The 12,100-nt window shown below is 62.6% G+C and carries 8 protein-coding genes; 7 read left to right on the forward strand and 1 reads right to left on the reverse strand.

Annotated features, from left to right (window positions below; all coding sequences use genetic code 11):
* The first annotated feature begins 26 nt into the window (after window positions 1-26).
* Both NAV27_RS12800 and NAV27_RS12805 read left to right on the forward strand, forming a co-directional pair.
* The gene (locus NAV27_RS12800) at window positions 27-1,112 is read left to right on the forward strand and encodes a CaiB/BaiF CoA transferase family protein (protein ID WP_102828627.1); all 1,086 of its coding nucleotides are present in this window, start codon (window positions 27-29) and stop codon (window positions 1,110-1,112) included.
* Window positions 1,113-1,482: 370 nt separating this feature from the next.
* Window positions 1,483-1,701 carry a hypothetical protein gene (locus NAV27_RS12805; RefSeq protein WP_008570819.1) on the forward strand — a complete coding sequence of 73 codons (219 nt, stop codon included), beginning with the start codon at window positions 1,483-1,485 and terminating at the stop codon, window positions 1,699-1,701.
* 735 nt (window positions 1,702-2,436) lie between these two features.
* Here the strand turns inward: NAV27_RS12805 and NAV27_RS12810 are convergent.
* Window positions 2,437-4,470, reverse strand: coding sequence for a S9 family peptidase (locus tag NAV27_RS12810; RefSeq protein WP_102828626.1), 2,034 nt, complete (start codon window positions 4,468-4,470; stop codon window positions 2,437-2,439).
* Between the two features lie 425 nt (window positions 4,471-4,895).
* Between NAV27_RS12810 and fadB the strand changes: the two genes are divergently transcribed.
* The 5 genes from fadB to NAV27_RS12835 all read left to right on the forward strand — a co-directional run bounded on the left by fadB (window position 4,896) and on the right by NAV27_RS12835 (window position 12,100).
* Window positions 4,896-7,043, forward strand: a complete 2,148-nt coding sequence (fadB, locus tag NAV27_RS12815) for a fatty acid oxidation complex subunit alpha FadB (protein WP_102828625.1) — start codon at window positions 4,896-4,898, stop codon at window positions 7,041-7,043.
* A gap of 18 nt (window positions 7,044-7,061) precedes the next feature.
* Window positions 7,062-8,237 (forward strand): acetyl-CoA C-acyltransferase FadA, encoded by a 1,176-nt coding sequence (fadA, locus tag NAV27_RS12820; protein WP_008570822.1) that lies wholly within the window; start codon window positions 7,062-7,064, stop codon window positions 8,235-8,237.
* 129 nt (window positions 8,238-8,366) lie between these two features.
* Window positions 8,367-8,594 carry a DUF1653 domain-containing protein gene (locus NAV27_RS12825; RefSeq protein WP_003290002.1) on the forward strand — a complete coding sequence of 76 codons (228 nt, stop codon included), beginning with the start codon at window positions 8,367-8,369 and terminating at the stop codon, window positions 8,592-8,594.
* 246 nt (window positions 8,595-8,840) lie between these two features.
* Window positions 8,841-11,441 carry a type I DNA topoisomerase gene (gene topA / locus NAV27_RS12830; protein WP_102828624.1) on the forward strand — a complete coding sequence of 867 codons (2,601 nt, stop codon included), beginning with the start codon at window positions 8,841-8,843 and terminating at the stop codon, window positions 11,439-11,441.
* Between the two features lie 140 nt (window positions 11,442-11,581).
* Complete coding sequence (locus NAV27_RS12835) at window positions 11,582-12,100, forward strand: DUF6586 family protein (protein ID WP_102828623.1); 519 nt, start codon at window positions 11,582-11,584, stop codon at window positions 12,098-12,100.

Below are 12,100 nucleotides of genomic sequence, written 5' to 3' on the forward strand. Positions count from 1 at the left end.
GAGGCAGCCAGAAAGGGGGAGGGACGATGAGCGAGACCGAGCAGGATCGTCAGGGGCCGCTGCGTGGTCTGCGCGTGCTGGAGTTCGCCGGCATCGGTCCCGGACCGCACTGCGCGATGCTGCTGGCGGACATGGGCGCCGAAGTGCTGCGCGTCGAGCGCGAGGGCGGCACGGGATGGGCGAACCCGGTAGTCGACCGCGGCCGCAAGGTGGTGACGCTGGATATCCGCAATGCTGCGGGGCGGGCGCGCTGCCTGGAACTGGCGCAGGGCGCCGACGTGCTGATCGAGGGGTTTCGCCCGGGCGTCATGGAGCGCCTGGGCCTGGGGCCGGACGAGCTGCTGGCGCGCAACCCGCGGCTGATTTACGGACGCATGACGGGGTGGGGCCAGACTGGACCATTGGCCCGGGCCGCGGGGCACGACATCAACTACATCGCGCTGACCGGGGCGCTGGCGGCGATCCGCGGCGAGAGCGGGCCGGCGGTGCCGCCGCTGAATCTGGTCGGCGATTTCGGTGGCGGCTCGCTGTATCTCGCCGTGGGTATCCTCGCTGCACTGTGGGAGCGCGAGCACTCGGGCCAAGGGCAGGTGATCGATGCGGCAATCGTCGATGGCGTGTCGTCGCTGATGACCTTTTTTGCCGGGCTGCTACCCAGCGGGCGCATCGAGATGCAGCGCGAGCGCAATCCGCTGAGCGGCGCGGCGCCGAACTACCGGTGTTACCTCTGCGCCGATGGTCGCGAGATCGCCATCGGCGCGCTGGAGCCGCCGTTCTGGCGTGAGTTGCTTGAACGCATCGACGCTCCGCAAGCGCTCTGGGAGGGCTGCGCGGAACCGACTGCCTGGACCGAGCAGGGCGACGCCCTGGCACGGTTGTTCGCCAGCCGCAGCCAGGCCGAATGGTGCGCCCTGCTGGAGGGCAGCGATGCCTGCTTCGCACCGGTGCTGCCTCTGGAGGAAGCAGCTGGGCATGTTCACATGCGCCAGCGCGGCGTCTATCAGGAGGTCGACGGCCAGTTGCAAGCGGCGCCAACACCGCGCTTCTCACGCACCCCTGGCAAGGCCCGGCGCACGCTGCGCGTAGCGGAAGCGGACGCCTGCTGGGATTGATGCGGGCTGTCGCCGTTGCCTGCCGCGTGCATCTGCCGGCTTGGCGGTTCACGCTCACGAATACCTGATGATTACGCGAAGTTCATTGGTTCGATGATCAGTAATACGCACCGATCACTAAAGCCTCTTGGTCCCGATGCCGCAACGAAGAGGCGGGCGGGGTATCAGAACTTGAATAAGCAGATGAACTTCCAGGTGGTGCGTAGACTGTCGACGGGATGTTGCAGAAGTGCCTGTAAACCAATGTTCATCCGGCTGTAATGCTCTACCTAGACGAGCCGCGCGTCGGTTTGAATTGCATCGGCACGAGAGCTGGCTACCCTCAATGTAGATGCCAATTATTACAACAAAAAGCGGGGAGTCAGACGTCATGAACAATTACAACGAGCCTGTAGTTGCACTTGAGCTATGCCGCTTCTGCGCGCATTGCATTGCTGCCATTGTTGTGGCCGGCATGTTGTTCATTGGTTTGATTGGGTCCTGGAGCGTGGCCCTGAATGTAGGCTTGATACCACTGCTCGCGCTTGCGGCCTCCGATCTGCTGGCCAGGCGTCAGGAACATGCGCTGCAATCGGCGATCCGCGCCTGAGCACGATGCGTCGGCGCAACCCATGGCGCCGACGCCCTTCCGATAGAGTACATGGCAGCTGTCGGTTCACCGTGGCTGCCACCTCCATTTCAGCCGGTTTTCAAGACCTTCGCCTTTTTTGCTTCCGACACACTGGTGCGCGCGCTGAGGCGGCGTGCCGGTGTTACCGCTTCACGAAAATGTAACGATGCTTGGGGCGCATGGTAACGACGATGCCCGTTTTTCGTGCGCACGACGCCCCACAGAAACGCGTAACTCTATGAAAAATAAGGATTTGTGAAAGCTGGCACGCCGAATGCTTTATCTCTGGCACAACAAAAACAAGAAAGCAGAACCCACAACAAAAACAACACGTAGCGACTCCAACACAATAAAAATAAGCACGTGGAGGCGTAGCAAACTGATTCTTTTGGAGAGGAATTGCCCGACAGGTTTCCTGTCGACCGGGCCGAGAACGACAAAACTGCCATGAGGCAGCGCCAGAACCGGTTGAGCCCGCGAGGGCAGTGGCAAATCAGCGACCAAAAAAATCCGTTTGTTCTTAATGTCCCGATCATGGGACTGCGTCGGGCCTTGGCTCGAACCGGGCGCTCAACAAAAACAACAAGCCCGTCAGCAGAAGAAGAACAAAGCAATAACTCTTGAAGGGGAGCCGTCAGGCTCCCCTTTTTATTTGTGCCTTCGCCAGTACGGCTGCTCAGGCCGTAGCTGGCGAAGAGCGGCGCACCTCCCAGCCTATCCCGCCAGGTCGAGTACCTTGAGGATGAAGGCATACTCCAGTGCCACGTCCTTGAGCGCCTGATAACGGCCGCTCATGCCACCGTGCCCTGCGCCGAACTCGGTCTTGAGCAGCAGCAGGCTGTCGTCGGTGCGCGTGGCGCGCAGCTTGGCGACCCACTTGGCGGCTTCCCAGTACTGCACGCGGCTGTCGTTGTAGCCGGCCACGACCAGCAATGGCGGATAGGCCTGCGCGCGGACATTCTCGTACGGCGCGTAGGCCTTGATGCGTTCGTGCACCTCAGGATGGTTCGGGTCGCCCCACTCGTCGTACTCGGTGACGGTCAGCGGCAGGTCGGCGTTGAGCATGGTGTTGAGCACGTCGACGAAGGGGACCTCGGCGATCGCCGCACCGAACAGTTCCGGACGCAGGTTGAGCACCGCGCCGATCAGCAGGCCACCGGCGCTGCCGCCACTGATGGCCAGGCGCCGCGACGTGGTATAGCCATCGGCCAGCAGTTGTTCGGCGCAGGCGATGAAGTCGGTGAAGGTGTTCGGCTTGTGTTCCAGCTTGCCGGCGCGGTACCAGGCTTCGCCCAGATCGCCGCCGCCGCGCACATGGGCGATGGCGAAGATGAAGCCGCGGTCGAGCAGCGACAGTCGCGCATGCGAGAACCAGGGATCCAGGCTATGGCCGTACGCGCCGTAGCCGTAAAGATAAAGCGGCGCCGGCTTGCCGAAGCTGTCGCAGCGGCCGACCAGGCTGATGGGGATCTGCGTGCCGTCCTGGGCGGTGGCCCAGATGCGCCGGCTTTCGTAGGCATCAGCGTCGAACGGGCCTTCCACCGGGGTTTCCTTGAGCACCGTTTGGCTGCCGTCGGCGAGAGTCAGTTGGCGGATCTGCGCGGGGCGGTTCAACGCCTCGTAGCGCACGCGGATCACCGTGCTGGTGAATTCCAGCGAGTTCTGCACGTGCAGGCTGTAGGCCGCATCCGGCAGTTGCAGGCGATAGGGCTGGGCGCCTTGCGGCCGTACCTCGATAACCGGCAGGCCGCTTTCACGCAGGGTCAGGGTGAGTGCCTCGGCGTTCAGGCTGACGTCCTCGAGCATCACCGCGTCGTCATGCGGGACCAGCTCCTGCCAGTGCTCGCGGCCCGGCTCGGTCTCGCTGGCGTGGTAAAGGGCGAAATTGATGCCCGCCTGGTTGCTGCGGATCAGCCAGCGCCACTGGCCTTCGTACAGGCCGTGATCAGGGAAATACTCGTGGTCTTCCTGGCGTGGTGCCAGACAGGTCCAGTTGCCTTCCGGCTGGTCCGCTGACAGTACCCAGGATTCGCTGGTGGTCTTGCTGTGGGAGAGGATGACCAGCTGGCGTTCGGAGCTGGCGCGGTAGCAGTGGACGAAGAAGCGCCCGTCCGGATCGTGGAACACCGCGGCGCTACCGGTCTCGCCCAGTCGATGGCGGTAGATTTTGTGCGGCCGGTGGGTGTCGTCCAGTTCGCCGTAGAACAGGGTCTGGCTGTCGTTGGCCCAGGTCATGCTGCCGTCGCAATCGTCGAAGGGCAGCTCCGACACCGCGCCGCTGGCCAGGTCTTTGACGAACAGCCGGTAGATCTCGTCGCCTTCGCGGTCGAGGCTGTAGGCCAGCTTGCTGTGATCCTGGCTAATGCTGAAGGCGCCCAGCGACAGGAAGCCGCCGCCGGCCAGCTCGTTGGGGTCGAGCAGCAGTTGCTCGGCGCTTTCGTCCACCGTGAGCGAACCATCCAGCGGGCGCGGGCAGCGGTAGTGCCGTGGGTACTCGTCGCCAGCCGTGGTGCGCTGGTAATACAGCCACGGACCCCAGGGCGAGGGCAGGGAAAGATCGGTTTCGCGAATGCGGCCTTTGATTTCCTGGAACAGGGTTTCGCGCAGTTCGGCCTGATCGGCGAGCTGCTCCTCGAGGTACGTATTCTCCGCATTGAGATAGGCCAGCACGTCCTCGGCGTCGCGATTCTCCAGCCAGCGGTAAGGGTCGGTGCCGGTATCGGCGCGGGCGATGGGGGCTTGGGACATGCAGTACTCCGGTCTGGGGCGGCGGCGTTTCGGTCCGCGTATGGCGTGCAATGAAAGGCGGCAGTGTACCCGCTCGGCCCTTTCTAAGATTGACTGACGCGGTGGGCTACGGTTTCCGCGATGGGTGCCGCTCGCCATTGGTGGATAGATGCTGCAAATGGTTGGGGATGCCTGCGGTTGAGAATGACCGATCAGTCGCGAAATGTCCGTATCCGCCTCGATGAGAGAGCCGATTGACAAGGCGGTGCTTTTGCTCGAAGGTGTGCCGACCCAAATCAAACGGGCGTATGAATCGAGCGTTTGTCAGTGCATCGCCGATTGCCCGATGTATCGTGTCGGTGGGTGTCGTCGCCGCTAGGCGCGGTCGCAGTAGGCCGAAGACGTGCGGCACGTAACGTTCAGCTTCCATTCCTGGAGATCAGTTGATGATTTACGAAGGTAAAGCCATCACGGTTAAGGCTCTTGAGAGCGGCATCGTCGAATTGAATTTCGACCTCAAGGGTGAGTCCGTCAATAAATTCAATCGCCTCACTCTCAACGAACTCCGTCAGGCGGTCGACGCCATCAAGGCCGACGCATCGGTCAAGGGCGTGATCGTCACCAGCGGCAAGGACGTATTCATCGTCGGTGCCGATATCACCGAGTTCGTCGACAACTTCAAGCTGCCCGATGAGGAGCTGGTCGCCGGCAACCTCGAAGCCAACAAGATCTTCAGCGATTTCGAAGACCTGGGCGTGCCCTCCGTGGTTGCCATCAACGGCATCGCCCTGGGTGGCGGTTTCGAGATGTGCATGTCCGCCGATTACCGCGTCATGTCCACCGCCGCCAAGGTCGGCCTGCCGGAAGTCAAGCTGGGCATCTACCCGGGCTTCGGCGGTACCGTCCGCTTGCCGCGCCTGATCGGTGTCGATAACGCCGTCGAGTGGATCGCCTCCGGCAAGGAAAACGGTGCCGAGGATGCGCTCAAGGTGCACGCGGTCGATGCCGTCGTTGCTCCGGAAAAGCTGCAGGAAGCTGCACTGGATCTGGTCAAGCGCGCCATCTCCGGCGAGCTGGACTACAAGGCCAAGCGCCAGCCGAAGCTGGACAAGCTCAAGCTCAACGCGATCGAGCAGATGATGGCGTTCGAGACCACCAAGGCCTTCGTGGCTGGCCAGGCCGGCCCGAACTACCCGGCCCCGGTCGAAGCCATCAAGAGCATCCAGAAAGCCGCCAACTTCGGTCGTGACAAGGCGCTGGAAGTCGAGGCCGCCGGCTTCGTCAAACTGGCCAAGACCTCGGTCGCTGAAAGCCTGATCGGTCTGTTCCTCAGCGATCAGGAACTGAAGAAAAAGGCCAAGGCCTACGACAAGCAGGCGCGCGACGTGAAGCTCGCTGCCGTGCTGGGTGCCGGCATCATGGGTGGCGGCATCGCCTACCAGTCGGCCGTCAAAGGCACGCCGATCCTGATGAAGGATATCCGCGAAGAGGGTATCCAGATGGGTCTGGACGAGGCTTCCAAGCTGCTCGGCAAGCGTGTCGAGAAAGGCCGTCTGACCGCTGAAAAGATGGCGCAGGCGCTCAACGCGATCCGTCCGACCATGTCGTATGGCGATTTCGGCAATGTCGACATCGTCGTCGAAGCCGTGGTCGAAAATCCGAAGGTCAAGCACGCCGTGCTGGCCGAGGTGGAAGGCCACGTTCGCGAAGACGCGATCATCGCCTCCAACACCTCCACCATTTCCATCAGCTACCTGGCCCAGGCGCTCAAGCGTCCGGAAAACTTCTGCGGCATGCACTTCTTCAACCCGGTGCACATGATGCCGCTGGTTGAGGTGATCCGCGGCGAGAAGACCAGCGAAACCGCCATCGCCACCACCGTCGCCTACGCCAAGAAAATGGGCAAGAGCCCGGTCGTGGTCAACGACTGCCCGGGCTTCCTCGTCAACCGCGTGCTGTTCCCGTACTTCGGCGGCTTCGCCCGCGCCATCGCGCACGGTGTCGACTTCGTTCGTGCCGACAAGGTGATGGAGAAGTTCGGCTGGCCCATGGGTCCGGCCTACCTGATGGACGTCGTCGGCATGGACACCGGCCACCACGGCCGTGACGTGATGGCCGAAGGCTTCCCGGATCGCATGAAGGACGATACCCGCACCGCCGTCGACGTCATGTACGACGCCAACCGCCTCGGTCAGAAGAACGGCAAGGGCTTCTATGCCTACGAGATGGACAAGAAGGGCAAGCCGAAGAAGGTCGTCGACCCGCAGGCCTACGAGCTGCTCAAGCCGATCGTCGCCGAGACTCGCGAGCTGTCCGACGAGGACATCATCAACTACATGATGATCCCGCTGTGCCTGGAAACCGTGCGCTGCCTGGAAGACGGCATCGTCGAGACCGCTGCCGAAGCCGACATGGGCCTGATCTATGGCATCGGCTTCCCACCCTTCCGTGGTGGTGCGCTGCGCTACATCGATTCGATCGGCGTCGCCGAGTTCGTTGCGATGGCCGACAAGTACGCCGACCTGGGCCCGCTGTACCACCCGACCGCGAAGCTGCGTGAGATGGCTGCCAACGGCCAGCGCTTCTACGGTTAATCGAGGGAGAGAGAATTCATGAGCCTGAATCCAAGAGATGCAGTCATCGTCGACTTCGGTCGCACCCCGATGGGGCGCTCCAAGGGCGGCATGCACCGTAATACCCGCGCCGAGACCATGTCCGCGCAGCTGATCGATGGCGTGCTGGCGCGCAACCCTAAGATCGACCCGGCCGAAGTCGAGGACGTGATCTGGGGCTGCGTGAACCAGACCCTCGAGCAGGGCTGGAACATCGCCCGCATGGCGTCGCTGTTGACCCGCATTCCGCACACCAGCGCCGGCCAGACCGTGAGCCGCCTGTGCGGTTCGTCCATGAGCGCCCTGCACACCGCAGTGCAGGCTATTCAGACCGGCAATGGTGACGTGTTCGTCATCGGCGGTGTGGAGCACATGGGCCACGTCAGCATGATGCACGGCGTCGACCCGAACCCGCAGTTGTCACTGCACGCGGCCAAGGCGTCCGGCATGATGGGTCTGACCGCCGAAATGCTCGGCAAGATGCACGGCATCACCCGCGAGCAGCAGGATGCCTTCGGCGAGCGTTCGCACCGCCTGGCACACAAGGCTACGGTGGAAGGCAAGTTCAAGGACGAGATCATTCCGATGGAAGGTCACGACGAGAACGGCTTCCTCAAGGTCTTCGATTACGATGAAACCATCCGTCCGGATACCACGCTTGAAAGCCTGGCCGCACTGAAGCCGGCATTCAATCCGAAGGGCGGCACCGTGACTGCGGGTACGTCCTCGCAGATCACCGACGGTGCGTCCTGCATGATCGTCATGTCCGCCCAGCGCGCCAAGGATCTCGGTATCCAGCCGATGGCCGTGGTTCGTGCCATGGCGGTGGCGGGTGTCGACCCGGCAATCATGGGCTACGGCCCGGTACCGTCTACCCAGAAGGTGCTCAAGCGCGCCGGTTTGACCATTAATGACATCAGCCACGTCGAGCTGAACGAAGCCTTCGCCGCGCAGGCGCTGCCGGTGCTCAAGGACCTCAAGCTGCTCGACCAGATGGAACAGAAGGTCAACCTGCATGGCGGCGCCATCGCGCTCGGCCACCCGTTCGGCTGCTCCGGTGCGCGTATCTCCGGGACTCTGCTGAACGTGATGAAGCAGAACAACGGTACGCTGGGTGTCGCCACCATGTGTATCGGTCTGGGGCAGGGGATCAGTACGGTCTTCGAACGCGTCTGACAGATGCAGATGACTGCGCTAGGCTGACAGCCGCGCCCGCAGGTTTGCGGGGCGGATTGTCAGACGGTGCATGGAAGCCGGGGCCAAGTGCCCCGGTTTTTCTTTTTGTGACGGCAGGGGAAGCAGATGATGCAGGTGGAGCCGGGGCGATATCGCCATTACAAGGGGCCCGAATACCGAGTGTTCGCCGTGGCGCGACATTCGGAGACGGAAGAGCCGATGGTGTTCTATCAGGCACTGTACGGTGAGTACGGACTGTGGGTTCGCCCATTGTCCATGTTCGTCGAGACCGTCGATGTCGATGGCGAAACTGTGCCGCGGTTCGCTCTGATCGAGGCCGAGCCAAGCCGTTACTGATGCGTGCGAACGCTTGCTTGCCAGGCTCGGCGCTTGACCTCGTCGCGCTCGCCACTATATATAGCGGTGCCTTTCGGACAGAGTGGCCGTCTTTGCACTCGTTCATGCGTTCTCGGGCATGCTCGGAAAGCTCATTGAGGCGCGTCGACGCCGCTGCCAGCAGTCCGACCTCCGGTCGCCGATTTGCGCGCACCTTGCCGCAGATACTCGCTCCGTTCACCTCTCGATTCAGGAACTCTGCTCTCCATGGGTAAATCGCTGGTCATCGTGGAATCACCGGCCAAGGCCAAGACAATCAACAAGTATTTGGGCAACCAGTACGTGGTGAAGTCGAGTATCGGCCACATCCGCGACCTTCCCACCAGTGGTTCCGCCAGCAAGGAGCCGGTAAAGCGCGGCAAGGCCGCCGCTGGCGAGACGCCTGCGCTGTCGCCCAAGGAGAAGGCCAAACGTCAGCTGTTCGCGCGCATGGGCGTCGACCCGGAGCATGACTGGAAGGCCAAGTACGAGATCCTGCCGGGCAAGGAAAAGGTGATCGAGGAGCTGCGTCGCCTGGCCAAGGAAGCCGACACCATCTATCTCGCGACCGACTTGGATAGAGAAGGGGAGGCGATCGCCTGGCACCTGCGCGAATCCATCGGCGGCGATGACAGTCGCTACAAGCGCGTGGTGTTCAATGAAATCACCAAGAAGGCGATCCAGGAGGCGTTCTCGCAGCCCGGCGAACTCGACATCAATCGCGTCAACGCCCAGCAGGCCCGGCGTTTCCTCGACCGCGTAGTCGGTTACATGGTGTCCCCGCTGCTGTGGGCGAAGATTGCCCGCGGCCTGTCCGCTGGCCGGGTGCAGTCGGTGGCGGTGAAGCTGGTAGTGGAGCGCGAGCGTGAAATCCGCGCCTTCGTGCCGGAAGAATACTGGGAAGTGCATGCCGACCTGGCGACCGCACAGCAGGCCAAGGTGCGCTTCGAGGTAGCCCGCCAGAACGGTGAGGCGTTCAAGCCGCTGAACGAAGCGCAGGCCACTGCTGCGCTGGAGAAACTCAAGAGCTCGAACTACCGCGTCAGCAAGCGCGAGGACAAGCCGACCTCCAGCAAGCCGTCGGCGCCGTTCATCACCTCGACCCTGCAGCAGGCGGCGAGCAACCGTCTCGGCTTCGGCGTGAAGAAGACCATGATGATGGCGCAGCGGCTCTACGAAGCCGGCTACATCACCTACATGCGTACCGACTCGACCAACCTCTCGGCCGACGCCATCGCCATGGTGCGTGGCTTTATCGAGAGCGAATTCGGTGGCAAGTACCTGCCCGAGAAGGCCAATGTCTATTCGAGCAAGGAGGGCGCGCAGGAGGCGCACGAGGCGATCCGCCCGTCTGACGTCAATCTGCGTCCCAACCAGCTTTCGGGAATGGAACGTGACGCCGAACGCCTTTACGAGCTGATCTGGCGCCAGTTCGTGGCTTGCCAGATGCCACCGGCCCAGTACCTGTCCACCAGCGTGACGGCGACGGCCGGCGAGTTCGAGCTGCGTGCCAAGGGTCGCATTCTCAAGTTCGACGGCTACACCAAGGTCATGCCGCAGCAGAGCAAATCCGGCGAGGACGACGTGCTCCCGGATATGCAGCAGGGCGAAGCGCTGGCGCTGCTCAAGCTCGATCCGAGCCAGCACTTCACCAAGCCGCCCGCGCGCTACTCGGAAGCCAGCCTGGTCAAGGAGATGGAGAAGCGCGGTATCGGTCGTCCGTCCACTTACGCGGCGATCATTTCCACGATTCAGGATCGCGGCTACGTCTCGCTGCACAACCGCCGCTTCTATTCGGAAAAGATGGGCGACATCGTCACCGAGCGTCTTTCCGAAAGCTTCGAGAACCTGATGGACTACGGCTTCACCGCCGGCATGGAAGAGCATCTGGACGACGTTGCGCAGGGTGAGCGGGAATGGAAGCACGTGCTCGATGAGTTCTACGGCGACTTCAAGCGCAAGCTCGAACAGGCCGAGGGCAGCGAGAACGGCATGCGCGCCAACCAGCCCACCCTGACCGACATTCCCTGCAAGGTCTGCGGCCGGCCGATGATGATCCGCACCGCATCCACCGGCGTATTCCTCGGCTGCTCGGGCTACAGCCTGCCGCCCAAGGAACGCTGCAAGTCGACGATCAACCTCGTGCCGGGCGACGAAATCGCGGCAGATGACGAGGGCGAATCCGAGTCGCTGGTGCTGCTGGGCAAGCATCGCTGCCCGATTTGCAGCACCGCAATGGATGCCTACCTGCTCGATGAGAAGCGCAAGCTGCATATCTGCGGCAACAACCCCGATTGCTCGGGCTACGAGATCGAGGAAGGCCAGTACCGCATCAAGGGCTATGAAGGCCCAAGCCTGGAATGTGACAAGTGCGGCAGTGAGATGCAGCTCAAGACCGGTCGCTTCGGCAAGTTCTTCGGCTGCACCAACGCCGAATGCAAGAACACCCGCAAGCTGCTGAAGAACGGCGAACCGGCGCCGCCGAAGATGGACGCGGTGAAGATGCCGGAACTGCGTTGCGAGAAGGTCGACGACACCTACGTACTGCGTGACGGCGCATCGGGGCTGTTCCTGGCTGCCAGCCAGTTTCCGAAGAACCGCGAGACACGTGCTCCGCTGGTGAGGGAGCTGATTCCGCACCGTGACGAGATCGATCCGAAATACCACTTCCTGCTGGATGCGCCGCAGCAGGACGCGGAAGGGCGCCCGACGGTGATCCGCTTCAGCCGCAAGACCAAGGAGCAGTACGTGCAGTCGGAAGTCGAAGGCAAGCCGACCGGCTGGAAGGCCTTCTTCGTCGGCGGCAAGTGGAAGGTCGAGGAAAAGTAACGCACGCCGCTGCGGCGATGCGCTCGCAGATGCCGTCTGGCTAGACGGTGTCTGCGGTTGTTCTGCTCTGCCTGTAGCGCTGGCGTTGACGGGCGTCGAAGTTCATTCTTGCAGTTTCCCGTCATTCGGAGAGCGCCCTCATGGCTCACGAGCTCTACACCCGGACCAATCAGAAGATCTATTTCGCCGGTCTGTCGCTGGATAGCTGGCGCAAGGCTGAAGCGTCGGGCTCGCTGAATGCGCAGGGGCTGATCCAGGCCGAGCGTGAGGCGAGCCTGTTCCATCTCTACGGCGCCTTGCTGGGGCTGTGTCATGAAATCGCCGGCTACTACCGCTCGCCTGGCGCCGGTGCGTCGCGGGTCGAGCTGATTCTCTCGCGTTCAGTTCTCGACGCAGCGCCGAGCCCGGAGCTGGCCGAGCTGGTGGAGCTGGCCGAGCAGGGAGAAACCTGGCTGGCCAGCCTGTTGCAAGCCTATGCGGCGCTATTCGAGCCGCCGCGTGCGCCGGCAAAGGTTAAAACTGACCCACGCCAGCCATTGATCGAGGCCGTCAGCCTCGACGAGCCAGAGCCCGCCCTGACGCGTGACGAGCTGGAGCTCTGGCGACAGAACCTGAAGAGCCTGGCCTTGCGCTTTCGCGAGTCGCTGACCGAGTGGTGA

The sequence above is a fragment of the Stutzerimonas degradans genome (assembly GCF_024448505.1).
GTDB lineage: Bacteria > Pseudomonadota > Gammaproteobacteria > Pseudomonadales > Pseudomonadaceae > Stutzerimonas > Stutzerimonas degradans.

What these genes read in the sequence shown, in the direction of transcription:
- NAV27_RS12800 (WP_102828627.1), top strand. Translation starts at nt 27, where the DNA reads ATGAGCGAGACCGAGCAGGATCGTCAGGGGCCGCTGCGTGGTCTGCGC.
- NAV27_RS12805 (WP_008570819.1), top strand. Translation starts at nt 1,483, where the DNA reads ATGAACAATTACAACGAGCCTGTAGTTGCACTTGAGCTATGCCGCTTC.
- NAV27_RS12810 (WP_102828626.1), bottom strand. Translation starts at nt 4,470, where the DNA reads ATGTCCCAAGCCCCCATCGCCCGCGCCGATACCGGCACCGACCCTTAC.
- fadB (WP_102828625.1), top strand. Translation starts at nt 4,896, where the DNA reads ATGATTTACGAAGGTAAAGCCATCACGGTTAAGGCTCTTGAGAGCGGC.
- fadA (WP_008570822.1), top strand. Translation starts at nt 7,062, where the DNA reads ATGAGCCTGAATCCAAGAGATGCAGTCATCGTCGACTTCGGTCGCACC.
- NAV27_RS12825 (WP_003290002.1), top strand. Translation starts at nt 8,367, where the DNA reads ATGCAGGTGGAGCCGGGGCGATATCGCCATTACAAGGGGCCCGAATAC.
- topA (WP_102828624.1), top strand. Translation starts at nt 8,841, where the DNA reads ATGGGTAAATCGCTGGTCATCGTGGAATCACCGGCCAAGGCCAAGACA.
- NAV27_RS12835 (WP_102828623.1), top strand. Translation starts at nt 11,582, where the DNA reads ATGGCTCACGAGCTCTACACCCGGACCAATCAGAAGATCTATTTCGCC.